This is a genomic window from Actinoallomurus acanthiterrae (assembly GCF_054775715.1).
Genome location: NZ_BAAHCO010000001.1, coordinates 4,050,946 through 4,075,273, shown reverse-complemented (window position 1 = coordinate 4,075,273; position 24,328 = coordinate 4,050,946). Strand labels below are relative to the sequence as shown.

20 protein-coding genes are annotated in these 24,328 nt (G+C 71.2%); 10 read left to right on the top strand and 10 right to left on the bottom strand.

Annotated features, from left to right (window positions below):
* Window positions 1–27: 27 nt before the first annotated feature.
* From ACYVF7_RS19740 to ACYVF7_RS19730, 3 genes are read left to right on the top strand one after another with little or no spacing between them, the layout of a single operon-like run.
* Complete coding sequence (locus ACYVF7_RS19740) at window positions 28–189, top strand: hypothetical protein (RefSeq protein WP_460342378.1); 162 nt, start codon at window positions 28–30, stop codon at window positions 187–189.
* 38 nt (window positions 190–227) lie between these two features.
* Window positions 228–710: a cation:proton antiporter regulatory subunit gene (locus ACYVF7_RS19735; protein WP_460342376.1), complete on the top strand. Its 483-nt coding sequence runs from the start codon at window positions 228–230 to the stop codon at window positions 708–710.
* 6 nt (window positions 711–716) lie between these two features.
* Window positions 717–1,889, top strand: a complete 1,173-nt coding sequence (locus ACYVF7_RS19730; protein ID WP_460342374.1) for a cation:proton antiporter — start codon at window positions 717–719, stop codon at window positions 1,887–1,889.
* Window positions 1,890–2,010: 121 nt separating this feature from the next.
* Here the strand turns inward: ACYVF7_RS19730 and ACYVF7_RS19725 are convergent, their stop codons facing one another.
* Together ACYVF7_RS19725 and ACYVF7_RS19720 are read right to left on the bottom strand one after the other, a co-directional pair.
* Window positions 2,011–5,250 carry a glycoside hydrolase family 2 TIM barrel-domain containing protein gene (locus tag ACYVF7_RS19725; RefSeq protein ID WP_460342372.1) on the bottom strand — a complete coding sequence of 1,080 codons (3,240 nt, stop codon included), beginning with the start codon at window positions 5,248–5,250 and terminating at the stop codon, window positions 2,011–2,013.
* Window positions 5,251–5,493: 243 nt separating this feature from the next.
* On the bottom strand, window positions 5,494–6,255 hold the full coding sequence (locus ACYVF7_RS19720) for a pirin family protein (protein WP_460342370.1): 762 nt from the start codon (window positions 6,253–6,255) through the stop codon (window positions 5,494–5,496).
* Between the two features lie 152 nt (window positions 6,256–6,407).
* Here ACYVF7_RS19720 and pgm point away from each other — a divergent pair, with 152 nt between their 5' ends.
* Window positions 6,408–8,045, top strand: coding sequence for a phosphoglucomutase (alpha-D-glucose-1,6-bisphosphate-dependent) (gene pgm / locus ACYVF7_RS19715; RefSeq protein ID WP_460342367.1), 1,638 nt, complete (start codon window positions 6,408–6,410; stop codon window positions 8,043–8,045).
* Between the two features lie 49 nt (window positions 8,046–8,094).
* Window positions 8,095–8,682 (top strand): alpha-ketoglutarate-dependent dioxygenase AlkB, encoded by a 588-nt coding sequence (locus ACYVF7_RS19710; protein WP_460342364.1) that lies wholly within the window; start codon window positions 8,095–8,097, stop codon window positions 8,680–8,682.
* A gap of 414 nt (window positions 8,683–9,096) precedes the next feature.
* Here ACYVF7_RS19710 and ACYVF7_RS19705 read toward each other — a convergent pair whose 3' ends face one another.
* Together ACYVF7_RS19705 and ACYVF7_RS19700 are read right to left on the bottom strand one after the other, a co-directional pair.
* Window positions 9,097–10,308, bottom strand: coding sequence for an RNA-guided endonuclease InsQ/TnpB family protein (locus tag ACYVF7_RS19705; protein ID WP_460342361.1), 1,212 nt, complete (start codon window positions 10,306–10,308; stop codon window positions 9,097–9,099).
* Window positions 10,309–10,489: 181 nt separating this feature from the next.
* On the bottom strand, window positions 10,490–10,717 hold the full coding sequence (locus ACYVF7_RS19700; protein WP_460342359.1) for an IS200/IS605 family transposase: 228 nt from the start codon (window positions 10,715–10,717) through the stop codon (window positions 10,490–10,492).
* 135 nt (window positions 10,718–10,852) lie between these two features.
* On the opposite strand from ACYVF7_RS19700, the gene ACYVF7_RS19695 reads away from it, so the two are divergent.
* Entirely contained in the window at window positions 10,853–11,923 is a 1,071-nt protein-coding gene (locus ACYVF7_RS19695; RefSeq protein WP_460342357.1) for a hypothetical protein, read from the top strand.
* Window positions 11,920–12,444: a hypothetical protein gene (locus tag ACYVF7_RS19690; RefSeq protein ID WP_460342354.1), complete on the top strand. Its 525-nt coding sequence runs from the start codon at window positions 11,920–11,922 to the stop codon at window positions 12,442–12,444. Before ACYVF7_RS19695 ends, ACYVF7_RS19690 begins: the two co-directional genes overlap by 4 nt.
* A 33-nt stretch (window positions 12,445–12,477) precedes the next feature.
* Here the strand turns inward: ACYVF7_RS19690 and ACYVF7_RS19685 are convergent, their stop codons facing one another.
* Window positions 12,478–13,119, bottom strand: coding sequence for a pentapeptide repeat-containing protein (locus tag ACYVF7_RS19685; protein ID WP_460342351.1), 642 nt, complete (start codon window positions 13,117–13,119; stop codon window positions 12,478–12,480).
* Window positions 13,120–13,128: 9 nt separating this feature from the next.
* Window positions 13,129–13,812 (bottom strand): TetR/AcrR family transcriptional regulator, encoded by a 684-nt coding sequence (locus ACYVF7_RS19680; protein WP_460342348.1) that lies wholly within the window; start codon window positions 13,810–13,812, stop codon window positions 13,129–13,131.
* 91 nt (window positions 13,813–13,903) lie between these two features.
* Here ACYVF7_RS19680 and ACYVF7_RS19675 point away from each other — a divergent pair, with 91 nt between their 5' ends.
* Complete coding sequence (locus ACYVF7_RS19675) at window positions 13,904–15,640, top strand: hypothetical protein (RefSeq protein WP_460342345.1); 1,737 nt, start codon at window positions 13,904–13,906, stop codon at window positions 15,638–15,640.
* Window positions 15,641–15,805: 165 nt separating this feature from the next.
* On the opposite strand, the gene ACYVF7_RS19670 is transcribed toward ACYVF7_RS19675, so the two are convergent.
* The 3 genes from ACYVF7_RS19670 to ACYVF7_RS19660 all read right to left on the bottom strand — a co-directional run bounded on the left by ACYVF7_RS19670 (window position 15,806) and on the right by ACYVF7_RS19660 (window position 18,259).
* Complete coding sequence (locus ACYVF7_RS19670; RefSeq protein ID WP_460342342.1) at window positions 15,806–16,324, bottom strand: hypothetical protein; 519 nt, start codon at window positions 16,322–16,324, stop codon at window positions 15,806–15,808.
* Entirely contained in the window at window positions 16,300–17,706 is a 1,407-nt protein-coding gene (locus tag ACYVF7_RS19665) for an RNA polymerase sigma factor (protein ID WP_460342339.1), read from the bottom strand. Before ACYVF7_RS19665 ends, ACYVF7_RS19670 begins: the two co-directional genes overlap by 25 nt.
* Before the next feature lie 112 nt (window positions 17,707–17,818).
* A complete protein-coding gene (locus tag ACYVF7_RS19660) occupies window positions 17,819–18,259 on the bottom strand; it encodes a winged helix-turn-helix transcriptional regulator (RefSeq protein WP_460342336.1) in 441 nt (146 codons plus the stop codon).
* A 146-nt stretch (window positions 18,260–18,405) separates the two neighbouring features.
* Here ACYVF7_RS19660 and ACYVF7_RS19655 point away from each other — a divergent pair, with 146 nt between their 5' ends.
* Entirely contained in the window at window positions 18,406–19,260 is an 855-nt protein-coding gene (locus tag ACYVF7_RS19655; RefSeq protein WP_460342334.1) for an SDR family oxidoreductase, read from the top strand.
* A gap of 179 nt (window positions 19,261–19,439) precedes the next feature.
* Here ACYVF7_RS19655 and ACYVF7_RS19650 read toward each other — a convergent pair whose 3' ends face one another.
* Complete coding sequence (locus tag ACYVF7_RS19650; protein WP_460342331.1) at window positions 19,440–20,912, bottom strand: cellulose binding domain-containing protein; 1,473 nt, start codon at window positions 20,910–20,912, stop codon at window positions 19,440–19,442.
* Window positions 20,913–21,294: 382 nt separating this feature from the next.
* Here ACYVF7_RS19650 and ACYVF7_RS19645 point away from each other — a divergent pair, with 382 nt between their 5' ends.
* Window positions 21,295–24,147, top strand: a complete 2,853-nt coding sequence (locus ACYVF7_RS19645) for a glycoside hydrolase family 2 protein (RefSeq protein WP_460342328.1) — start codon at window positions 21,295–21,297, stop codon at window positions 24,145–24,147.
* Window positions 24,148–24,328: the final 181 nt, after the last annotated feature.

The following is a 24,328-nucleotide window of genomic DNA, read 5'->3' as shown; positions in this document are numbered from 1 at the left end:
ACCGGCGCCCTACGTGGAGAAACGACAGTGACCTACCTTCTCGTCGCCATCGCCGTCCTCCTGGCCGGCGGTGCGCTGCTGTTCGGCGCGATGTTCCGCCGTGACGACACGAGTCTCGGCCTGCCGGCGCTGGCCGTACTGATCACCGCGAACGTGCTCGCGATGGTCCACGCGGCCTACAACCAGTGAGATCCGTTACCGCACGACGAACCTGAGAGAGGATTCTCGTGGAGATCGAACGCACCTCCCTGCCGGGCATCGGCCTGCAGCACGTGTTCACGACGGCCCGCGGCCGGCGCCTCGGGGTCGTGTCCCACCACAGTGGCCGCCGCGACGTGGTCGTCTTCGACCGGGACGACCCCGACTGCGCCGCCACGACGATCGTGCTGACCGCGGAGGAGGCCGGCGCGGCCGCCGAACTCCTCGGCACCGCGCGCGCCGTCGAACGGCTGACCGAGCTGCACCGCCACGTCGAGGGCCTGGTCAGCGAGCAGGTCCCGATCACCGCCGGTTCGCCCTACGACGGACGGCCGCTCGGCGACACCCGGGCCCGTACCCGGACCGGCGCGTCGATCGTGGCGGTCGTCCGCGGCGGCGACGTGATCGCCAGCCCGCGCCCGGACTTCGTCTTCCGGGCGGACGACATCGTCCTGGTGGTCGGCACCGCCGACGGCACCGCGGCCGTCGCCACGCTGCTGGGCACGGGGTAGCCGCCCATGCACTCGACCACCCAACTGATCGAACTGGGCGCCATCATCCTGGGCCTCGGGCTGCTCGGCGCGGTCGCGGTCCGGTTCTCCATCTCGCCGATCCCGTTGTACCTGCTGGCCGGCCTCGCGTTCGGATCCGGTGGCGTGCTCCCGTTGACGACCAGCGAGGAGTTCGTCTCGGTCGGCGCCGAGGTCGGCGTGATCCTCCTGCTGTTCACCCTCGGCCTGGAGTACACCGCCGACGAACTGGTGACCACCCTGCGGACCTCCGCCCCCGTCGGACTGTCCGACCTGGTGCTGAACGCCACTCCCGGTTTCGCGGCCGCCCTCCTGCTGGGCTGGGGTCCGGTGGCGGCGGTGGCGCTGGGCGGCATCACCTACGTCACGTCCTCCGGGATCACCGCGAAGGTGATGGGCGACCTGGGCCGGCTGGGGAACCGTGAGACTCCCAGCGTGCTGTCGGTGCTGGTCTTCGAGGACCTGGCGATGGCCGCGTACCTGCCGATCCTCACGGCGCTGCTCGCGGGGGCGGGGCTGCTCGGCGGCGGGCTCGCCCTGCTGGCCGCCGCGGTGACGATCAGCGCGATCCTGTTCGTCGCGCTGCGGCACGGCGAGATCGTGCAGCGTTTCGTCGCGAGCCCCAGCCAGGAGGTCCTCCTGCTGAAGGTGCTCGGGCTGACCGTCCTGGTCGCCGGGCTCGCTCAGCAACTGCAGGTGTCGGCCGCCGTGGGCGCGTTCCTCGTCGGCATCGCGCTGTCCGGGCCGCTCGCTCATGACGCCCGGCAGTTGCTCAGTCCGCTCCGGGACCTGTTCGCGGCGGTGTTCTTCGTGTTCTTCGGCCTGCACACCGATCCGGCGGACCTGCCGCCGGTCGCCGGCATCGCCGCCGCGCTGGCGGTCGCCGGCGTGGCCACCAAGCTCGCGACCGGGTGGGTGGCGGCCCGGCGGGCGGGAGTGGGCCCGGCCGGCCGACTGCGCGCCGGAACGGCGCTGATCCCTCGCGGGGAGTTCAGCATCGTCGTCGCGGGCCTGGCCGTCGGTGCGGGGACGAATCCGCGCCTCGGGCCGCTCGCGGCGGCGTACGTGCTGATCCTCGCGGTCGCCGGGCCGCTGCTGGCCCGGAGTGCGGACTCCCTCGCCCGTACTCTCGCCATGGTCGGCGGCGGGCGCCGACTCTGACCCCGATGCCTGCGGGCGGCACCCCGGCCGCCCGCGGGCCGCGGTCACGCGGCATGCACCCGCTGACCGCCCGTCGCGGTGAACCGCACCACGTCGCCGCCCGCCGTGGACCGCCCGGCGGTCACGGGCCGTCCGCCGCGCCGATGACCTGGAGCTCCGCCACCTGGAGGAAACCCGTGGTGGTGCCGGGCGCCGGGCTCGTCAGGTCGAGCCGAACGCTCGGCGCGGTCACCGGGTCGAAGGTGATCGTGGTCGGCTGGTTCGACCCGTCCGCCCAGTCGATCTTCAGGTTGCGTACCGGGACGTCCCGCCCGCCCTGCCGGTAGGTGACGCCGATCGCGGCGGGCCGGGCGCGCCCGGAGCCGGTGGTGAAGTACGCCTTGATCGTCCCGAACCGGTGGGACCGCGGCCAGGACACCGAGATCCAGTCGGCGGGGCGTGCCCTGCTGACCGGCGGCAGCAGGGCCGTCGCCGCTTTGTCGTAGTAGTTCGACCAGCCGCCGGACGTCGTGACGCCGTCCAGCATCGCGGCGGGGACCGTGTCGGGGGCACCCGAGTAGCTCGCGTCCGCGCTGGGGCTCAGCTCGGGGGCGGTCAGGTTCCGTGGGGCCGTCGTGCTCCCCGGCGCCGCCACGCTCGTGGGGCCGCCGGCGGCCGGGCGCTCCGGCGGGGCGGTGACCGCCTCAGGCACGGCCGTGACCTGGGCGGCCTTCGCGGCGGAACGTGCCTGGATCGTCACCGACGCCGGACGCAGTCCAGGCGACGTCGCGGTGAGCGTCACCCGCCCGGCTTGGTCGCCCGCCCGTACGATCGCCAGCGCCTTTCCGGCCCACGCCCGCCTGGTCGGGGCCTTGTAGTTCTCCGCGCTCTCCTGACGCCCGTTGTCCAGGCCCGCCAGGCTCCCTCCGGTGACGGCGAAGTGGATCGCGTTCTCGGCGCCCGGGACGACGACGCCCCGCGCGTCCACCACCTCGGCGGTGACGTACGACAGGGACCGGCCGTCGGCCGCGAGGTCCTTGCGGTCCGGAGAGAGACGGACCGTGTACGGCGCCCCGGCCGTCCTCAGCTCGTCGGTGGCCACGACCCTGCCGCCGCTCCGTGCCACGGCGGTCAGCCGTCCGGGCGCGAAGGGAACGTCCCAGGTCAGATGGAGTTTGCCCGCGCTTCCGGTGGGGCTGGTGTAGCTGCCCGGGTACGGCCCGGAGGTGACGTTCTTGTCGTCGTGGGTGGCCTCGGTCGTCTCGAGGTACGCCCTGCCGTCCGCCGTCGTCTTGCGGTCGAAGCTCCGCGCGCCCAGCGACCTGCCGTTCAGGAACAGCTCGACCGTGTCGGCGTTGGAGTAGGCCCACACCTGCACCCGCTCACCCGGCTTGTGGTCGGTCCAGTTCATCGGCAGCAGGTGCACCATCGGCGCGTCGCTCCACTGGCTCTTGAACAGGTAGTACATGTCCTTCGGGAAGCCCGCCGTGTCGACGGCCCCGAAGAAGGAGGACTTGACCGGGAACACGTTGTACGGCGTGGGCTCGCCGATGTAGTCCATGCCGGACCACAGGAACTCACCGGCGAAGAAGCGCCGGTCACGGTCCTTCTTCAGCCCGTACTCGCCGCTCATCGTCCAGGACGCGAGGTTGTTGTCGTACGACGAGGCGCCGCGCCGGCCCGGTGTGTAGTTCTCGCCGGTGTTGAGCTGGTCGGGGTCCTGGTAGACGCCGCGCGTCGAGGTCTCCGACGACGACTCGGACTCGAAGAAGAACTTCCCGGGGTACCGCGCGTGCAGCGCGTCCACCGACCCGGCCGTGTTGTAGTTCAGCCCGAGTCCGTCCAGCAGCCCGAGGATCTGGTCCTGCGGGGACCCGGAGGCCGGCACCTTGCGGTACTTGTCGGAGCCCATGACGATCGGGCGGCTGGTGTCGATCGACCGGATGTCCGCGATCAGCCGCTTGGCGATGGGCACGCCGGCCGCCGACGTCGAGTCGGGGATCTCGTTGCCGATCGACCACAGGACCACCGCCGGGGAGTTCTTGGCGGCGTTCACCATCTCCGTGATGTCCGCGTCGCTGTCGGCGTCGAAGAAGCGCCCGTAGTCGTACTTGACCTTGGGCGTGTGCCAGGTGTCGAACGCCTCGACCATCATCACGATCCCGAGTTCCTCGCAGACCCGCACCATCTCCGGCGACGGCGGGTTGTGCGAGGTGCGGAACGCGTTGACGCCCATGCTCTTCATGAGCCTCATCTGGCGGTACAGCGCGTCCTTCGTGACGGCGGCGCCGAGCGCCCCGCCGTCGTGGTGCAGGTCGACGCCCTTCAGCTTGGTGTACCGGCCGTTGAGCGAGAAGCCCTGGTCCGGGTCGAAGCGGAACCACCGGATCCCGAAACGGGTCGTCGTGGTGTCGACCGTACGGCCGGCGACGACCAGGTCGGTGCGCAGGGAGTACAGGTAGGGGCGGTCGGTCGACCAGAGGGTGGGGTGCTCGACCCGGAGGTCCGTGGTGGCGGTCTCCGGCCGGTCTCCCACGGTGAGGTCCGAGGTCGCCCGTGCCACCGTACGGCCCCGGGCGTCCTGGACACGGGAGACGACCGCGACCCGGGCGGTGCCCCCGCCCTCGGCGGCGACGTCGGTCCGGACGTGCACGTTCGCGTACCCGGACCCGATGGTGTGCTCCACGTCCGGCGTGGTGACGAAGACGCCGTGCCGCCCGACGTGCACCGGGTCGGTCACGGTGAGGTGGACGTCCCGGTAGATCCCGCTGCCGGAGTACCACCGGCTGCTCGGCAGCTGGTTCTGGACCTTCACCGCGACGACGTTCGGAGTTCTGCCGTCCGTGTGCACCGAACCGGTCAGGTCCGCGGCGAACCCGGTGTAGCCGTAGTGGTGGTTCGCGACCTGCCGGCCGTTCAGATAGACGGTGGAGTCCATGTAGACGCCGTCGAAGTCGACGGAGATCCGCTTGCCGGCCATCGACGGCGGCAGGGTGAACGTCTTGCGGTACCAGCCGAGGCCGCCCTGCAGGAACCCGGTGCCGGCGTCGGTGCCGCCGGTCGGTGTCGGGTCACGTTCGATGCTCCAGTCATGGGGGAGATCGACGCGACGCCACGAGGAGTCGTCGTACGCGGGGTCGGCGGCGTGGGCGTACGCGCCGGTCGGGTCGGTGATGCCCTCGGGGTTGACCAGGGCGAACCGCCATCCGGCGTCGAAGTCCAGACTCCTGTCGCCGCCGGTCGCGCTCGCCGCCGCGGGCCCCGGCGGCGTGACACGAGGCCGGGCCGACGCCGCGGTGAGCGGTCCGCCGGCCGTGGCGGCGCAGGTGACGAGGGCGATCAGCAGCCTGAGCGCCGCCCTGGCAGAGGGCTTCCTGGACATCCGGCTCCTCGCGGCTCCGACCACAGGCAGCGGCCTTCCGGGTCATGCGTTCGAAATATCGAACGATCTTCGGGATATGGCTGCTTGAGAATCCTCACTCGGTGCGGTCGCGTCAATGGCGGCGTGATGTCCGGTTGCGGACAAGCGATCCGGCAGACGAAGGCGGGCGGCGCCTTACGGCACCGCCCGCCGGTCCGCGTCACGCGGCACTGGTGGCCTGCGGGCGGCGCCCGCAGGCCGCGGTCACGCGGCGACCGTGGCGTGCATCTCCCAGACGAGGATCTCCGCCGGTTCGGCGGCCGTCACCCGCTGACCGCCCGTCGCGGTGAACCGCACCGCGTCGCCCTCGTTCAGCGCGCCCGCGCCTTCGAGGGTGACGTTGCCGCGCGGCACGAACAGGTGCAGGAACGGGGCGTCCGGCAGCTCCACACCGTCCCCGGCCCGCAGCCGCGCGACGTGCAGGGCCGCGTACCTGTTCTTGATGCGGATGGCCGTCTCGCCCTCGTGGCGCTCCATCCCGGAGGCCACAGGCACGAGGCCGCCCCGCAGCAGCTCGTCGTCGATCTCCAGCTGCTCGTAGCCGGGGCGGATCCCGGCCTCGTCGGGCACCACCCACATCTGGACGAAGTGCACGGGCTCGGTCGGCTCGTCGCCGCCCACCGGCCCGCGGTGGTCGTTCTTCTCCGAGTGCAGGATCCCGGTGCCGGCGCTCATGCGCTGCGCCAGGCCCGGGTAGATGACGCCGTTGTGGCCCTCGGAGTCCTGGTGGACCAGCGAGCCGCGGAGCACCCACGTGACGATCTCCATGTCCCGGTGCGGGTGCGTCTCGAAGCCTGTGCCGGGCTTGACCACGTCGTCGTTGTTGACGAGCAGGAGCCCGTGGTGGGTGTTGGCCGGGTCGTGGTGGTGGCCGAAAGAAAAGGAGTGCTTCGAATCGAGCCACGAGATCTTGGTGGCCATGCGCTCGTCGGCTCGGCGGATGTCGACCGTGGGTCGCAGGTTCATGACGCCCTTCCTGAGTTGGTTGAAGCTTCAACCACTCCTCCTCGGCGATTGTTCCCGCCGGTCATCGCCAGGCCGCCTCGATTACGACACCGGCACTGGGACAGACTGGCGTCGTAGGAGTCGTCGACGGCCCGCGGGCCAAGGAGTATCCGATGGTGCATGAGCGTGCGGGGCGGCCCGCGCAGCCGGAAGACCTGGTGGACGTCGCGCGCCTGGTGACGGCGTACTACACCTTGCGGCCCGACCCCTCCCGGGTGGAGCAACGCGTGGCGTTCGGCACGTCGGGGCACCGCGGATCAGCCTTGAACACCGCCTTCAACGAGGCGCACATCCTCGCCACCAGCCAGGCGATCTGCGAATACCGGACGCGTCAGGGGGTCGACGGGCCGCTGTTCCTGGGGATCGACACGCACGCCCTGTCGGAGCCCGCGCGCGTGTCGGCGCTGGAGGTGTTCGCCGCCAACGACGTACGCGTGCTGATCGACAGCCGGGACGGCTACACGCCGACGCCCGCGGTCTCGCACGCCATCCTGACCTACAACCGGGGCCGGACGACCGGTCTCGCGGACGGCGTCGTCGTGACGCCCTCGCACAACCCTCCGGCGGACGGCGGTTTCAAGTACAACCCGCCCAGCGGCGGCCCGGCCGACACCGACGCGACCTCCTGGATCCAGGACCGGGCGAACGCCCTGATCGCCGCCGACCTCAAGGAGGTCCGGCGCATCCCGTACACCCGGGCGCTGGCCGCGGACACCACCGGCCGGTACGACTTCCTCGGCGCGTACGTCGACGACCTGCCCTCTGTTCTCGACCTCGACGCGGTCCGGGGGGCCGGGGTCCGGATCGGCGCGGACCCGCTCGGCGGGGCGAGCGTGGCGTACTGGGGCGAGATCGCCGACCGTCATCGGCTCGACCTGACCGTCGTCAACCCGCACACCGACCCGACCTGGCGGTTCATGACGCTGGACTGGGACGGCAAGATCCGGATGGACTGCTCGTCGCCGTACGCGATGGCCTCGCTCATCGCCCGCAAGGACGAGTTCGCGGTCTCGACGGGCAACGACGCAGACGCCGACCGGCACGGCATCGTCACGCCGGACCACGGGCTGATGAACCCCAACCACTTCCTCGCGGTGGCGATCTCCTACCTGTACGCCAACCGGCCGGAGTGGCCGGGAGACGCGGGGGTCGGCAAGACCCTCGTCAGCAGCAGCATGATCGACAGGGTGGCGGCCGGGCTGGGCCGTCGCCTGGTCGAGGTCCCGGTCGGGTTCAAGTGGTTCGTCCCCGGCCTGCTGGACGGCTCGCTCGGCTTCGGCGGCGAGGAGAGCGCGGGCGCCTCGTTCCTGCGGCGTGACGGCTCGGTGTGGACGACCGACAAGGACGGCATCATCCTGGCCCTGCTGGCGTCGGAGATCACCGCCGTCACCGGCCGCTCCCCCAGCGAGAACTACGCCGAACTCGTCGCGCGGTACGGCGACCCCGCCTACGCGCGCGTCGACGCGCCCGCGTCCCGGGAGGAGAAGGCGGTCCTCAAGAAGCTGTCCGCCGAGCAGATCACCGCCGACACCCTCGCCGGCGAGCCGATCACCACGGTGCTCACCGACGCCCCCGGCAACGGCGCCCCGCTCGGCGGCGTGAAGGTCTGCACCGAGAACGCCTGGTTCGCCGCCCGCCCGTCCGGCACCGAGGACGTCTACAAGATCTACGCCGAGTCCTTCAAGGGACCGGACCACCTGACCCGCGTCCAGCAGGAGGCCCGCGCCGTCGTCGACGCCGCCCTCGCCTGACTTCGGCGCGAACCCGGCGAGGAGTGACGGAATCGAATAGATTGGCGAAATGATCTCCGTCCCCGGCCTCCGGTACGTTCCCGACTGGCTGGACGCGGTCGAGCAGGGTCGCCTGGCCGCCCGGATCGACGCGGCCGCGTGGTCCGGCGAGCTACGGCGCCGCGTCCAGCACTACGGCCATCGCTACGACTACGGCCGCCGAGGTGTCTCCTCCGACGGCGGGGCGGCACCCGCGCCGCCGATCCCGGAGTGGGCCCTGCCCCTGGTCGCGCGTCTCCACGGGGAGGGTCACATGGAGACGCCGGCCGACCAGATGATCGTCAATGAGTACCTGCCGGGGCAGGGCATCAGCGCCCACGTCGACTGTGTGCCGTGTTTCGGCCCGGTCGTCGTCTCGGTCAGCCTGCTGTCGGCCGTCACGATGGAGTTCACCGACCCCGACGCGGAGACGCGGATCCCCGTACGGCTGGAGCCGGGAAGCCTGTGCGTCATGACCGGGCCGGCCCGGTACGCATGGCGGCACGCGATCGCGGCGCGCAAGAGCGACCCGGGCCCGCACGGCCGGATCCCTCGGTCCCGCCGGGTCTCGCTCACGCTCCGGACGGTCCTGCCCGACGAGCCCGTGGCGCGGACCTGATCCGAAACCGCGTTGGCCGGGTGTCCGGTGGGCCGCCGTGCACCTGGCGTCGGCCGCCAGCGACGTCCTCGGCCCGGAGCAGGTGGAACAGGTCCTCGCGCTGCAGGCCCCAGAGAGAGAGTCGACCTCACCCCGGCGGGCCCGCCCTCGGCGCTCGCGCAGTACCTCCGGCAGATCCTCGAGCCGGTGGCCCGGCCGCGCAGGCCGGCGCTGATCCTGGACCTGTGGGCACGCGTGCTCGAGCACCACGCCGGACTGGTGTGACGGGCCCCGCCAACGTGGAGGTGGTCGGCGACCTGATGTGGTGCACCGAGCTGATCGACGCTTTGGCCACGCTGGCTGGCCGGCCGGCCGAGTGGTCGGACTACGTGACTCCTCCCCCGCATGAATCCGGGGGCTTCTCCTGTCGGTGGCTCAGGCCACTTCGGGAAGGACCAGCCCGGCCCTGATGGCGACGTTGAGTGCGCCGACCCGATCGGCGTTGGCGGTGTGTCCGCACCGGGTGCACTCGAACTTCTCTTGGGTGGTGCGGTTCTCCCCGGACACGTGCCCGCAGGCGGGGCAGGTGCGGGAGGTGTTGCGGGGGGCCACCGGGATCAGCACGCGACCGGCGCTTTCAGCCTTGTGCGCGAGGATGCCCAGGAACACCCCCCAACCCGCATCATGGATGCTCTTGTTCAGCCCGGCCTTGGCGGCAGCGCCGTTCGGGAGGAACGCCCCCGCGTTGCCGGGGTCGGGCTTCGGCTTGGGCACACGGACCATGTTCGTGATGCTCAACCGCTCGTGGGCGATCACGTCATAGGCGCGGACCAAAGCGAGCGCGGTTTTGTGTGCGTGGTCGGTGCGCTGACGACGCACCGCACGGTGCAGCGCGGCGACCTTCTCCACAGCCCGGCGGTGCTTCGCGCTGCGGTCCTCCCGCTTGCACCGGGGGAACTCCTTGAGGGCGCGCTGAGCGTCGGCCAGGGCGTCGGCGTTGCGCTTGCCGTGCCGGGGATTGGGCTGGTGCTCGCCCTCGCTGGTGGTGAGGAAGTGAGCTATGCCCATGTCGATACCGGTCACGACCCCGGTCGCGGGCAGCGGCTCGGCCGGTACCTCATCACAGGCGAGGATCACATACCACTGCTTGCCCTCGCGCTTGACGGACACGGTCTTGACACGGCCCTTCACCGGCCGGTGCTGGTGCACCCGAACGTGCCCGACACCTTGGAAGCGGACACGAGTGACGGGGTTGTGCGGGGTGGAATCCCAGCGGCAGCCATCACCGTCCTTGGGGAAGTCCACGGTGTCGAACCAGTTCACGCCCCTGAAGCGGGGATAGCCGGGCTTCTTCCCCGCCTCCACCCGGCGAAAGAACGCCTGAAACGCCTTGTCCAGACGGCGCAAGGTCGCCTGCTGAGAGGAGAAGGACCAGCGGCCTTGCCTCTCCGGGTCGAACGCCCGGATCTCCTTGAGCTGCGCGGACTGCTGCCCGTACGTGATACTCGTCTTCGACGGATGACGATAGGCGTCACGGCGCTCCTGCAACGCACCGTTATACAAGGAGCAGTGGTCGGCCAGCATCGCCCGCAGCGAGATTTCCTGCTTAGCGGTGGGTCGGAGAAGGAACTTGTAGGCACGTATCACACTCGCTCCCCTTCTTCCATCGGCGCTCCCGTTGGGTCTCGATGTACTTACGCACCGTGTCCGCGCTGACCGAGGCGGCCAAGGACGACGAATGTCGGCAGTTTCGACTCCAGGGGTGCCAGAACTCCACTCGCAGGACTCCGGAGATAAAGCCCTTGAACTGGTTGGCCACATAAGACGCCTACGACTTCCGGTCATGCTCGACGAACAGGTGCGCCTGGTCGGGCATCACCTCAAGGGCGATGGTCTTCCACCCGCGCTCGTCGGCCTTGGCCTCGATCAGCTCACGCAGCCGGACCGCGACCCGCCCACCGAGGACCGGACGGCGGCACTTCAGGCACCACACCACGTGCAGCCCGAGGTCGTACACACCATCGCAGAACCGGCGAATCTTCCTGGTCACAGTCACGTGACCACCATACACATACGATATGACTATCAGTTCTGGATTCTTGTTAATCAGCCCAACAAGCCGAGGCCGGAGCAGTTGATAGAAGCGATTCCCCACCCCGCTGAAGCGGGGCGTCCCCTCGCTAGAGATCGGATGGGGAACTGCATCGCCGGGCCGTACTACCGCGACAACGCGCAGGCCGGCCGGTGCGTCCTCGCGGGTCTGTACGACAAGGACGGGATCCTGCTCCTCAACGCCGAGCTGAGCCCACGCCGGCCCGCCGTACGAGGATGGCAGGTCACGGAGATCGCGGCGAGGTTCAACGCGACTCCGGATTGGCCCCTGGAACGGCGGTTCCGCGACTGGGTCGCCACGCTCCCCGGCGTGACCCCTGCGGCGGCCGAGGAACCGCAGGACGAGAGCCCGCCCGAGCCGGCCGGTCGGCGGCGCCCCCGGCCCCGCCTGGTCGAGGAGGTCGGACCGGTCCTCGAGACGCTCGCCGAACGGGCCTGGCACGACGGGGTCGACGCGGAGGTGATCGGGGTGTTCGCCGCCCTCGCGCGGACCACGCCGGACGCCGCCCTCGTCCAGCTGCGGCGCATGGGCCCGGATCAACTGGCCGACGCCTGCCGGCGCGCGCTGGACGACGGTGCCGTCGACCTCGATCGCCTGTGGACCGCCACCGGGGTTCGCCCGCTGAGAACCGCGGTCGAGTCCCCGGATCCGGCCTTGCGGCAGCACGCCGATCGGCTCGCGCCGTTGCTCGGTGACCCGCCCTTCCCGAAGGCGCTGCACAGATTGGCCAAGCGGCCGGCGATCGCCGACGCCCACACGCTCGACCTGATGGCCCGCCGTACGCGGCGGGCGATCGGGCTCCTGGCGAGCCGGGACGACGCGTTGATCGCCCGCGCCGTGTCCCGCCGGGCGGCCGAGCCGCTGCTCTGCGCCCTCACGGTCACGATCACCTGCCGTGCGCCGGCGATCGCGCTCACCTCCGTCGCGCCGCCGCGGACCGTCACCGTGCCCGGCCATCTCGACGAGAACGGCCCGTGGCAGCATGCCCTGCCCGTCGCCCGCGAGCTGGGCGCCGACACTGAGGCGTTCTGGGACCGGATCGCCGGACACGGCCTGCGCGTGCCCACCTCCTGGCTCGGCGCGGGCGGCTGGACGGCCCTCTGGTCGCGCGCGCGCCGACCCGCCCCCCGGCGCAGAATGGGGGAATGAGCGAGCCATCGACCGCGCACGGGGACAACACGACGCTGCCGGCGCTGCGGCGGCACTTCGAGGACCTGCGGGACGGCACCCACGGCGGCGTGGTGGCGCGGGAGGAGAAGGAGGAACGGTTCGCCGACACGGTCGTGCTGCTCCGCCCGTACGCCCGGCGGGTCCTGGAGGAGGTCGACCGGGACCTGCTGCGGGGCACGGGCGAGGTCGACGAGAGCGGGCTGACGCGGACGGAGGACGGCGGCCTGACCGCCTCCTGGACGCTGTCCTGGCCGGAGCAGCGCGCGGCGGGCGTCTCGCCGATCACCCTGGAGGCCCACTTCGAACGGAGCTTCCACCATCCGCACCTGCGCGGCGCGACCGTGGGCGAGTGGCCCCTCAACGTCTTCGACGACGGTCAGGCCGCCGCCGAGGTGCCCACACTGCGCGCGATCGCAGCCGCCGACCTGCACAACCTCGTCTTCCAGCGCGACTACCGGATCGTGCCCTCGATCACCCGGCCGGACGCGGGCGACGGCTGAGGCTCACCGTGATGCCGCGCTCTCGGTTGCGGACTACTTGACGGTGATGCCGAGCGACTCGGCGAGAGCGGGCGCGAGGTCGATGAGCTGCGTGGCGCTGATCGTGGCGCCGCGCAGGCACTCCGCTCCACCGGACAGGCCGAGCTCGGCGCCGCGCAGGTCGACCTTCTCCAGCGTGACGCGTGAGAAGTCCACTCCGGAGAGCCGCGAGCCGGGGAAGGTGACGCGGCGGAGCGTGGCGCCGCCGAAGTCGACGTCGCGCAGGAGACAGTCGTCGAACCGCACGTCGGTCAGCCGGGCGTCGCGGAAGTTGAGCGAGTCGAGCTTGCAGCCCTGGAACACGACGCGCGACAGCTCGGCGCCGAACAGCGCGGGCCCTGCGAGCACACCGCCGAGGAACGTCACGTCCTGCCAGCTGCTCTCGGCGAAGTCGGCGCCGACGATCCGGGTCTCCTGGAACCACGTATCGATCAGCCGCGCCCGCCGGAACCGGCCGCCTTCGAAGGTCGTCCGGGTGACCGCGCACTCGATGAAGCGGGCGCCGGAGACGTCGGCCTCCGGCACCGTCAGGCCGTCGACGTGGACGGTGTCGTACTCGTCCTCGTGCCAGGACCCGTCGTAGGCGGAGAGGGCCTCGGCGTACGGCAGATCGGCGAGCTCCTGAGGCGGCGTCATCCGCTCAGGTTAGGGCCTGCGGTCGTCGATGGCGTCGAGAAGATCGGGGTCGAGGCCGCGCAGTGCGGCGAGGATGAAGCGGGTGGCGAGTTCTCCGGCGGTGAGCGGGTCGAGGTGGTCGTCGTGGAGGGTTTGCTCGGCGGCTCTGCCCACGAGCCCGACCATCATGGCGGCGAGCAGGTCGGCGCTGACGCCGGGCCGATCGTGGCGGTCGAGGTAGCGGCGGATCTGGTCGGCGACGCGCTGCGTGATGGTCTCGACCAGGCCGGCGCGGATGACGGTGGCGTCGCCGGAGAGATGGGAGTCGAAGAGCATCCGGAAGCCGGCCGGGTGGGCGGTGGCGTAGTTGAACAGCGCCATGACGTAGACGTTCACCTGCTGCTCGACGGGCAGGGCGGTCGCCGACTCGTAGGCGGTGGTGACCCACGTCCGGAGGGTGTCGGCCTCCCGCTCGACGGTGGCGCGGTACAGCGCGTCCTTGTCGCCGAAGTGGGCGTAGAGGGTGGGTTTGGTGGAGTCCGCGCGGTCGGCGATCGCCTTCATCGTGGCCCGCTGGAACCCTCGCTCGGCGAACACGTCGCGGGCGGCGTCGAGGAGGCGGCCGTCAGTGGGCCTGTTTCTCCCGACCGACCGACCCCGGGCGGCGGGGCTTCGTTCCGTACGGCGCACGCGGCCGGATTCTTTCTCCTCCACGGCGCTTTACCCTAACGGCGGTCTGCTTTACCGTGTCGGTTCCTCAGCTTGACCGCATGGTAAAGCTGTCCCCGCTGGAAGGAAGTACGCGATGCGCGCCTCCCTGTTAATCGCGCTGACAGCGCTGGTGATCCCCCCGGTGATCTCAGGGCCGCACGCCGGGGCCGCGACGGCGGAGCGGGTCGAGACGCCCGTCTCCTCCACCTCCCCCATCACGTCCGTGACCGAGTCGGCCGTGTCGGTCCGCATCCCGCTGCCCGCCTCGGTCGGCGCCCACCCGGCCGCCTGCGACTGGATCTCCTACCTGCGCTGGCGCGACCGGTCCGGGCCCGCCGACCGCTCGAAGGCGGACCGCGTCCTCATCGCCCAGCCCGGCATCTTCGAGGGGGCCGGGGCGTTCGACAGCGTCGCCCGCAACACGGTCGCCGCCGCGGCGGCCGCTGGGAAACACATCGAGTTCTGGGCGCTCGACCGCAGGTCCAACTGCCTGGAGGACCACACCGGCGTCCAGGCCGGGCTCGCCACCGGCGACGTCCACACCGCGATCGACTACTACTATCGCGACAAGAAGGTCGACGGCCGGACCTTCGCCGGGTACCGCAGCGGCGACGACGTCGCCTGGCTGGCCCACGTCGGCCTGGCCCAGACCGAACGCGACCAGTACGACCTCATGGTCAACGAACTGCCCGACCCGGCCTTCCGCCGGACGAGGACGTTCTGCGGCGGGCATTCCCTCGGCGGCTTTCTCACCGGCTTCTTCGCCGAGTGGGACTTCGACGGCGACCCGGCGACCACCGACGACGCCGGGTACGACCAGTGCGCCGGCTACTTCGCGCTCGACTCGACCATCGCGGCGGGCGCACCCGGCATGTCGAAGATCATGCCCGCCAACGCGATCCCACCCGCCGGGCAGACTCCGGCGCAGACCCAGACCGCGCTCGACACCGGGCAGTTGGCGCCCGTCCTGCAGCTTCCCGTCGTCATCAACCCCGAGACCATGAACCTCCTCGGCATCGCGGGCCTGGCCGCCCGGCTGAATCCGCACGGCGAATCCGACCTGGTCCGCTCCATCCCGTCCAACACGAACATCGACGTGACGCTGCGGTTCCTGTTCTCGCGGGACCTGGCGAACTTCGTCTCCGGCTCGCCGAGCGCCCGCGACTTCCGGCTGACGAACGAGGCCGCGCTCGGCGCCCTGCTGGACAACAACTCCCAGCCGCTGGCGTTCCTGCAGACCAGCGTCGGTTTCTTCGATGGAGGGTCGATCGCGGACAAGAACTTCCCACTGCCGAACCAGCTGATCGGCATCCCCGAGCTGTCCGGCCTTAAGAACCTCGTCGGCACCGACCGCAAGGCGGTCCCGGCGAACACCGGTCTGATCCCGGGCACCGGCCCGCTCTACACCTGGCGGAACTACGACCGCGTCGGCGCGCCCGACGACCCGGTCTACCGTTCCTCCGACGGCACGCCGTTCACCGGCCCGGACAAGGAGGTGACCGACATCGGGGAGCTGGCCCGCAGCCTCGCCGAGGCGCCGCTGGACTTCACCGAGGGATACTTCCCGACCAAGCTCTCCACCGACCTCTACCAGTCCGACTCCCCCGAGATCAGCGAGTACGCCGTCCACAAGGACGGCATCGCCGCCCGGCCGGTCATCACGCTGCTCGGCGGGTCGGGCATCTCCCTGTCCAACGGCGAGATCGATCCTCCGCCGATCACCGCGCCGGGCTACCACCACCTCGACGTACTGACGGCGGCGGCGACCCAGAACACCGGCAAGCCCGAGATCGTCTCGACCGAGCTCGTACGGTGGGCCCTCGCCCACTGACCGGGCCGGCAGACCGGCCGGTGAGGCAGACCCGGTGCCTGACCTCACCGGCCGCACCCCGCGCCGCCCGGCCGCGCTCCCCCGCAGACCGCGGCCGGGCGGCGCGCCCGTCCTCGCCGCCCCGGGCCGATGGACCGCAGCCAAAGAGTCTCCCCGCCGGGCGGCTCAGGTCAGCCGGGAGCGCTGTGGCACGTCGGGGCCGACGACGTCCTCGCGGGTGGCGTACTGCGGAACCGGCGCGTCGTCGCGGCCGGTGTCGCGGACGAGCCCGCGGCGTACGACGCCGTGCGCCGGGTCGGGCGCGTTGCCGATGTCGGCCGCCACGTCCGCCCTGCTCACGGGGGTGATCCCCAGGTTGTAGTCCGCCCCGCGCTCATGCTGGCGGAGGGTGACCTCGCCGTCGATGTAATAGAACTCGTTCTGCCACATCTGCTGGGCGCCCGGCGGCAGGGTGATGTAGCCCTTGTCCGGGCGGCCCATCCAGGTATGGGGCCGGTCCGTGGCGCCGGGCACAGCGTCGTCCATGCGGCGGCCGCCTCCCGACGCGACGTGGAAGATCTTCCCCTTGAGGCCGGTCCAGGTGGGCATGACGAGCCCGCCCGGCCGGTTGAAATAGGCGATCTCCCAGCGGACCTGGAAGTATCCGCGTCCCCGGATCGTCAGATGGTCGTCGCGGTAGAACATGAGGTACCGGCCGCCCAGCGAGCCGCGGAAGGGCTGCTCCCACTTGCCGGAGAAGACCAGCGGCCGCCCTTCGGCACGGACCGGTAGCCGGCCTGGGGACGCGTTCTTCGCCGGGGCGCGGTCCACCGTGTCGACGTCGCTGCCGTACACCGGCCGGGGCTTCGCGCGCCGCCGTGTGGGCCGCGCGCTCCGCGTGTGCGCGGGTGTGCTGCGCACGGCGGACGGAATCGGCTGCGGTCCGGCCGTGAGCGGGCGCTCGGCCGTCGGCGGGCGCTCGGTGGGGGCGTTCCCGGTGTAGGCGGCCGCGGTAATGGCGGTCCCCCCGGCGACCACCGCCGCCCCCGCCGCCACGGCGACCTGTTTGGCGGTGAGGTGACCCACCGCTCGGCCGAGCCGCCCGGCCCGGACCACGGCACCGTGAACGCCGGCGCCGCCCTGTCCGCCCGCCGACGTCGAACCCGACGCCGACCCGCCCGCCGCGTGTCCTCCGCTCGCTCCGGCATGGCCTCCGGACCCGGCCTGGGCTCCGCTCGACCCGGCATGGCCTCCACCAGACCCGGCATGGCCTCCGGTCGGTGCGGCGTGGCCGCCGGGGGACGCCGCCCCGTACAGGGCGAACCGGCCGGCAGGGGCACGAGGGCCAGGCCGGTCAGCAGCCGCTCCGCCGGGACCAGCCCCGACCAGCCCGCGCCGCAGGCGGTGCAGTCGCGGGCGTGCCGGGCCAGCCGCTTGCGCCAGACCGGGTCCGGCACGCCGTCCCAGCTCGCGGTGAGCTCGGCCAGGCCGGGGCAGCGCGGCGTCGCGTGGAGCGCGCGCACGACGGCGCGGGCCGTCTCCAGCTGCGCCTTCATCCGCTGTACGCGGACGGCGGCGTGCGCGGGCGGCAGGTCGAGCGCCGCGGCGAGCTCAGCCCTCGTGAGCTCGCCGGCGGCTTCGAGCCACCACAGCGACAGGAGTTCCCGGTCTTCCGGGCCGAGCCAGCGGGTGGCCTCGGCGACCTCCCGGCGCTGCCCCGACAGGCCGAGCCGCAGGATGGTCAGGTCCGCGAAGTCGGCGCCCGGGTCGGCGACGTCGTCCATTCCGTCCAGGCCGCCGGCGGGCGCGGTCCGGCCCCGGCGCCAGTGGTCGCGGACCTGACGCATCGCGATCGCGACGAGCCAGGAGCGGAAGCCGTCCGGATCGCGGAGCCCTTCCAGGCCGTGGACGACGCGCAACATCGTCTCCTGGACGACGTCGTCCACGTCCGCGTGCCCGTCCAGCGCGCGCCCGACGATGTTGTAGACCAGCGGCAGGTAACCGGCGATCAGCCAGTCCAGCGCAGCCTGGTCACCGTCCCGCGCCGCCACGACCGTCTCGGGGCCCGGCCGTACGTCCCCATCCATCCCGCTCCTCTCCACGAAGGCTCGCTCTGTATGGGAGACGTGGATCAGACTCCGCGATAACGGAAAAGACGCGCCCAGGTGTCCGAGCCGCCATGACCACGGCGAGGGACCGTCACCGGGCGGACTTGGCCTGGTCGTAGCGGGCCCGGGCGGCCATGACCTCGGGCATGTTGCCCTCGAGCCACTCGATGACGTTCAGCAAGCGCTCGGCGGCCTCGCGGCCGAGCGGGGTGAGGCTGTACTCGACCCTGGGCGGGATGGTGGGCTCCGCCTTGCGGAGGACGAAGCCGTCGCGTTCGAGCGCCTGGAGAGTCTGCGCGAGCATCTTCTCGCTCACTCCGTCCACGCGGCGGCGCAGCGCGTTGAAGCGGTACGTCCCCTCGCTGAGGGCGCCCAGCGCGAGGATCCCCCACCGCCCTGTGATGTGCCCCAGCGCCTCCCGGGAGGTGCACCGGCCCGCGAACACGTCGAAGAGGACCCCGGCGAAGCCGTCGGATCCCGGCCCGCCGGTGTCACCGTCGGTCGGCGGGGTATCGGTCGCGTGGCTGCCCATGGCGCACAGCATACTTCTCGACCGCACTGAGTGAATCGATGGTGCTGTCTTGCCGGATTGCACTTTCAAAAAGTTAGCACTATCGTACAGCGCGTACTTTGACCTGGGCGCCAACGTCCACCCGATCAGGGAAGCAGAAGATTCGTATGATCATCGTTACCGGTGCCACCGGACAGCTCGGCCAGTTGGTGATCGACGGCCTGCTGGAGAAGGTGCCCGCGGACCAGGTCGTGGCCGCCGTGCGCAGCCCGGAGAAGGCCGCCGGCCTCGCGGCGCGCGGCGTGCACGTCCGGGAGGCCGACTACGACCGTCCCGAGACTCTGCGGCCGGCCTTCGAGGGAGGCACCCGGCTCCTGCTGATCTCCGGCAGCGAGCCCGGCCGCCGCGTCCCGCAGCACGCCGCCGCCGTGCAGGCCGCCCAGGGCGCGGGCATCGGGCACATCGTCTACACGAGCGCGCCGCACGCGGACACGTCCGTCCTCGGCCTCGCCGCCGAGCACAAGGCGACCGAGGAGATCATCCGCGAGACGGGGCTGACGTACACGCTCCTGCGCAACAACTGGTACAGCGAGATGTACGTGCCGACGATCGCCCAGGCCGTCGAGACCGGCGCCGTCATCGGCAGCGCCGGCGAGGGGCGGATCGGCAGCGCCACCCGCGCGGACTACGCCGCCGCCGCGGTGGCCGTGCTCTCCGGGACCGGCCACGACAACCGGGTGTACGAGCTGGCCGGCGACGTCTCCTGGACCCTCGACGATCTCGCCGGCGAGATCTCCCGGATCTCGGGGAAGCAGGTCGCCTACCGGAACCTCTCCTCCGAGGAGCACCGTGCCGCGCTGGTCGGCGCGGGCCTGCCCGACGCGGTCGCCGACCTGCTCGTCGACATCGACCGCGGCATCGTGGCGGGCGCCCTGGCCGACACTCCGGGCGACCTGAAGGCGCTCATCGGCCGCCCGACCACGCCGATCTCCGAGACCATCACCGCCACGCTCGGCGCCTGATCCCGGGAACTCCATCTCAAGGGCGCGCGCGGCCGACAGCGGATGGAACTCCTCCGAGGCGGACCGGCCGCGGTTCCGCGACGCGGACCGGTCCAGCCCTCGTGAAGTCCGTCCCATGACATTCCTCCGGGGCGCGCGGGCCGGTCCCTCCTGACCGTCACCGGCCCGCGCGGGTCCTCTCAAGAGGTGGACCGCAGGTGGTCCCGGAGTCCGGCGCCGTACGCGGTGGCGGTGCCGTCAAAGGAGCTGATGAGTGAGGGGCCGCTGCTGCAGTCCCAGGTGTTCCAGGTCCACCCGAGGTAGCCGACGGCGTGCGCGTCCGCCCAGTTCATCAGGGTGTCGACGAAACCGTGGCCGCAGTCGTTCTCGCCGATCTCGCTCAGCGTCAGCGGGACCTTGGCGGCGACGGGCGCCAACTGGCTGTCGTAGCAGGACGTGTTCGCGCAGGTGTTGAAGTTGTAGACGTGCGCGAACGCCGCGAGGTTGTTCTTCGGATCGGTCGGCCGGTACTGGAGCCACTGCGTCAGGTCGTTGGAGTACGCCAGCCCGCCGACGAGGATGACGTTCGTCGCGCCGGCCCCGCGGACGGCGTTCACGAGGCTCTGGAAGCCGGCCACCTGGTAGGGGATCCCCGAGCAGGTCCCGCCGTCCCGCCAGCAGGTCCAACCGGAGGTCTCGCTGCCGGTGGCGCGCTCCGGGTACGGCTCGTTGAACAGGTCGAACACCACGGCGTCGTCGCCCTTGAAGGCGCCTCCCACACCGCTCCAGAACGACGGGGCGTACTGCGCGTCCGGCATCGGCTTCTGGCAGGTGGCGTGGACGTCCGAGCACCCTGACGACGGGCCGGTGTAGGTGCCGTAGTTCCAGTGCATCTCGACGATCGGCGTGATGCCGTGCTTCTCGAGCCGCGACACGAACGCCTTCACCTCGTTCTGGTACGCCGTGCCGCCGTACCGGGTGTCGATGTTGCTCAGGCCGAGCCAGCACTCCTCGTTGAGCGGGATGCGAACCGCCGTGATCTTCCAGGCGGCCATGGCGTCGATCGAGGCGTCGTCGACCGGCCCGTCCCAGATGCCACGGCCCTGGACGCACATGAACTCGCCGCCGGAGCGGTTCGCGCCACGGAGCCGTACGGTGGCGCCGCTCGCGTTGACGAGTTTGTTGCCGGACACGTGCAGGGCGGGCGCCGGGCCGGTCGCCCCGCCCCCGCCTCCACCACCGCCGCCTCCCCCGCCGCCGCCGCCGGAGCCCGTGCACGTCGTCCCGTTGATCGCGAAGGACGCGGGGTCGGTGTTCGCGCCGCTGTAGGTGAAGTTCGCGCCGATCTGGGCGGTGGCGCCGGTCGCCAGCGCGCCGTTCCAGCTCGCGTTGGTGACCGTGACGTTCTTGCCGCTCTGGGACCAGGTGCCGTTCCAGCCCTGGGAGAGCTTCTGGTCACCGGCGTACGCGTAGGTCAGCGTCCACCCGCTCAGCGCGTCGCCGAGGTTGTGGATGGTGATGGTGACGCTGAAGCCCGCGCCCCAGTCGTTCTTCGCGTAGTCGACACCGCAGCCGACCGCGGCGTACGCGGTGCCCGCGCCAGCGACGAGGCCGAGTCCGCAGACGCCGAGCAGCAAGGCGAGCAGAGAGGAGAGCACGCGTCGAGGTCGCATTGACGGCTCCATGACGGGTTTACCGGGAGAAGGCATGGGAGCGCTCCCATGCCGCGCCACCCGACCGTATCCCTGGAGCGGGCGCGCGGAAAAGCCGCTTTCATCGCCGTTCACGCCTCGCGGCCATCGCCACCCGATCTCCGGCACCTGGACCTCCCGCACCCTGCGGGTACGCTGGCAGAACATCGACCCGGCACCACCGGACCCCGGACGCGGCACAGGCGGCGTAGGCGGCCGGGGCGCCCACTTCAGGCCGGACCCCGCCCGGAGAGACATCCGCGGATCAGGGTCGCTGTCCGCTTCCGGCCATTGTTAATGAGATTGACGATTACCCCTCGCAGGGGACTTACCGGATGCGATTCGAAGATCTTCAGGAGGCGCCGTGTCCAGGCTGAGGTGGCATCCGATCGTCCTGGCGGCATGCGCGGTGCTCGCCGCGGCCACGCCGGCCTCGGCGGCCGCCCGTACCGGCGCCGCGCCGCCCGAGTCCCTCGCCACGCTGCCCGGGGCCATCGCCGCGGCGCCGAGCGCGACGTCGGCCGCGCCCTCGTCGGACGGCGAGCTGAACTCCGGCTGGAAGATCCAGTCCTCCGCCGTCGCGGGCGGCTCCGGGGCGACGATCTCCCGGCCCGACTACGCGACCGGCGGCTGGCTGCCGATCAGCCGCCCGCAGACGGTGATGGCCGGGCTGCTCGAGAACGGGCGCTACCCGAACGTCTTCTACTCCGACAACCTGGCGAAGGTCCCCGCCGACCAGTTCAACGTGAACTGGTGGTACCGCGAGCAGCTGACCGTCCACCCGCGACGCGACGGCCGCACGTTCCTCATCATGAACGGCGTCCTCGGCACGGCGGACCTGTGGGTCAACGGCACCAAGGTCGCCGACCGGTCGCAGCTCCAGGGCGCCTACTCCCGGCTGGAGTACGACATCACGCCGTACGTCCGGGACGGCCAGAACGCCATCGCGCTCGACGTCGCCAAGAACGACAAGAAGACGTACCTGACCGACAGCCAGCTCGACTGGAACCCGGCCGCGCCGGACGCCAACACGGGTCTGCGCTTCGCGCCGCGGCTCGCCCAGGCCGGGCCGGTCTCCCTGCGGAACGTCCACGTCGTCCAGCACAACGCCGCGAACCTCAGCAGCTCCGACCTCACGATAAAGGCCGACGTGCGCAACGACACCGACGCGGAGCAGAAGGCGCGGCTGGACGCGACGATCACGCACGGCGGGACGCGCGTCGCCGTGGCGGCGGACGTCACGGTGCCCGCCCGGTCGACCCGGACGGTGACGCTGACGCCGGCGGACCACCGGTCGCTGCACCTGGCGCACCCCGCCGTCTGGTGGCCGTACCAGCTCGGCGCGCAGCCGCTGTACCACCTGACGGCGCGCGCGAGCGTCGGCGGACGCGCCTCCGACCGCACCGACGAGGACTTCGGCATCCGTACCGTCACGTCGTCGCTGACGCCGGTGACCGCCGGCACGCACGCGTCGCACGGCTCGCGGAAGTTCATCGTGAACGGCGTGCCCCTGGTGATCCGCGGTGGCGGCTGGTCGCCGGACATGTTCATGCGGTACGACCCGCGGAACATCCGCGACCAGCTCTCCTATGTCAAGAACCTCGGGCTGAACACCCTGCGCTTCGAGGGGAACCTGCCGCCGGACGACATGTTCGCCCAGATGGACCGCGAGGGCATCCTGGCCATGCCCGGCTGGCAGTGCTGCGACCGGTGGGAGGACTCCTCCTCCAAGTGGCCGGACGCGCTCAAGGCGAACGCCGGCAACCAGGCCACGCACGTCGCGCAGTGGCTGCGCGACCACCCGAGCGTCTTCACCTTCTACCAGGGCAGCGACGCGGCGCCCGACGCGGCCAAGGAGGCGATCTACCTGTCGGCGTTCGCGGCGGCGGACTGGCCGACGCCCCAGGTGTCGGCCGCGGAGTACAAGTCGTCACCGAAGCTCGGCCCCTCGGGCTCGAAGGAGGGCCCGTACAACTACGTCCCGCCGGGCTACTGGTGGGCGAACGGGCCCGAGACGGTGGACCAGAACGACCCGACCTACACCAACGCGGGCAGCGCCTGGGCGTACGACACCGAGACCAGCGCCGGCAACACCGTGCCGACCCAGGACTCGCTCAACCGGTTCCTGACGGCGGCGGACCAGCAGAAGGTGTGGGATCCGAGCACGGCGGGCGGACCGGACTCTGGCCCGGACATCTACCACGTCTATCCGAAGTACAACAGCTACACAAAGACCGCCCGGATGGGGCAGTACAACACTCCGTTGTGGAATCGCTACGGACATTGGTCCGACATGGCGTCCTACCAGAAGATCGCCCAGATGGGCGGGTACGAGGTCACTCGGGCGCAGTTCGAGGCGTACCTCGGGCATTCGAAGGACCAGGTCAATCCCAGCACCGGCGTCATCTACTGGATGCTGAACAAGGCCTGGCCGTCGCTGCACTGGAACCTGTACAACTACGACTTCGACCAGCCGGGCGTGTATTTCGGCGCCAAGAAGGCCGGCGAGCCGGTGCACGTCATGTACGACTACGCGGACAAGTCGGTCAAGGTGGCGAACCTGACGAACGCGGCGCAGTCCGGCCTTACGGCGACCGCGCGGTTCATCGACCTCGACGGCACCGTACGGGCGACGGTCCGGCAGGCCGTTCCGGCCCTCGCGAGCCAGGACGTACGGACGGTAGCGACTCCGAAGGTCCCGGCGGGGATCTCCACGACGTACTTCCTGGAGCTGACGCTGAGCCGGCCGGACGCGACGGTGAGCCGGAACGTCTACTGGCTGTCGACGAAGGCGGACCAGATCGACTGGTCCAAGAGCCTCGGCCAGGGCAGCGGCGCGGTGTTCGCGCCGGACGGCTACGCGGACCTGACGGGGCTGCGGAGCCTGCCCGCCGCGCAGGTCCAGGCGAGCGCGTCGACGCGGCGGAACGGCGAGGAGGCGACCACCACGGTCACGATCCGCAACGTGGGGAACAAGCCGGTGCCCACGGTGTTCACGCGTGCCGACATACGCCGGGGCAGGTCCGACGGCCACGCGCTCGGCGGTGACGACCAGGTCCTGCCGATCCGCTGGAGCGACAATGACGTCACCCTCTGGCCGGGCCAGAGCGCTACTCTGACGGCGAGTTACCGTGTCGCGGACCTCCGGGGCGCGACGCCCGTCGTCGGGCTCACCGGTTGGAACCTCGCCGGGCTGACCGTCCCCGCACGAGGCTGAGCACTGTCCGCAACGCATTTCCTACTGTCCGGAAAGCTGGCCGGATCCGGACAATAGGCACCGTCCGGTGCGTCCTTACGAGTTCACAGCCGCCCATCGGCTCGAATGGCCGCATCGGGCGGTTCGCGGGCCGCTTCGCTGAAATGGCCCGATGCCGGAAACGAGGCTGAATCGGGCGCGC

Bases quoted from the DNA above. Each gene is read 5' to 3' on its own strand.
- ACYVF7_RS19720 (WP_460342370.1), bottom strand. From the start codon at position 6,255: ATGAACCTGCGACCCACGGTCGACATCCGCCGAGCCGACGAGCGCATG.
- ACYVF7_RS19670 (WP_460342342.1), bottom strand. From the start codon at position 16,324: ATGTTCTACCGCGACGACCATCTGACGATCCGGGGACGCGGATACTTC.
- ACYVF7_RS19660 (WP_460342336.1), bottom strand. From the start codon at position 18,259: ATGGGCAGCCACGCGACCGATACCCCGCCGACCGACGGTGACACCGGC.
- ACYVF7_RS19685 (WP_460342351.1), bottom strand. From the start codon at position 13,119: ATGACGCCGCCTCAGGAGCTCGCCGATCTGCCGTACGCCGAGGCCCTC.
- ACYVF7_RS19730 (WP_460342374.1), top strand. From the start codon at position 717: ATGCACTCGACCACCCAACTGATCGAACTGGGCGCCATCATCCTGGGC.
- ACYVF7_RS19690 (WP_460342354.1), top strand. From the start codon at position 11,920: ATGAGCGAGCCATCGACCGCGCACGGGGACAACACGACGCTGCCGGCG.
- ACYVF7_RS19675 (WP_460342345.1), top strand. From the start codon at position 13,904: ATGCGCGCCTCCCTGTTAATCGCGCTGACAGCGCTGGTGATCCCCCCG.
- pgm (WP_460342367.1), top strand. From the start codon at position 6,408: ATGGTGCATGAGCGTGCGGGGCGGCCCGCGCAGCCGGAAGACCTGGTG.
- ACYVF7_RS19650 (WP_460342331.1), bottom strand. From the start codon at position 20,912: ATGCGACCTCGACGCGTGCTCTCCTCTCTGCTCGCCTTGCTGCTCGGC.
- ACYVF7_RS19665 (WP_460342339.1), bottom strand. From the start codon at position 17,706: ATGGATGGGGACGTACGGCCGGGCCCCGAGACGGTCGTGGCGGCGCGG.
- ACYVF7_RS19725 (WP_460342372.1), bottom strand. From the start codon at position 5,250: ATGTCCAGGAAGCCCTCTGCCAGGGCGGCGCTCAGGCTGCTGATCGCC.
- ACYVF7_RS19695 (WP_460342357.1), top strand. From the start codon at position 10,853: ATGGGGAACTGCATCGCCGGGCCGTACTACCGCGACAACGCGCAGGCC.
- ACYVF7_RS19710 (WP_460342364.1), top strand. From the start codon at position 8,095: ATGATCTCCGTCCCCGGCCTCCGGTACGTTCCCGACTGGCTGGACGCG.
- ACYVF7_RS19655 (WP_460342334.1), top strand. From the start codon at position 18,406: ATGATCATCGTTACCGGTGCCACCGGACAGCTCGGCCAGTTGGTGATC.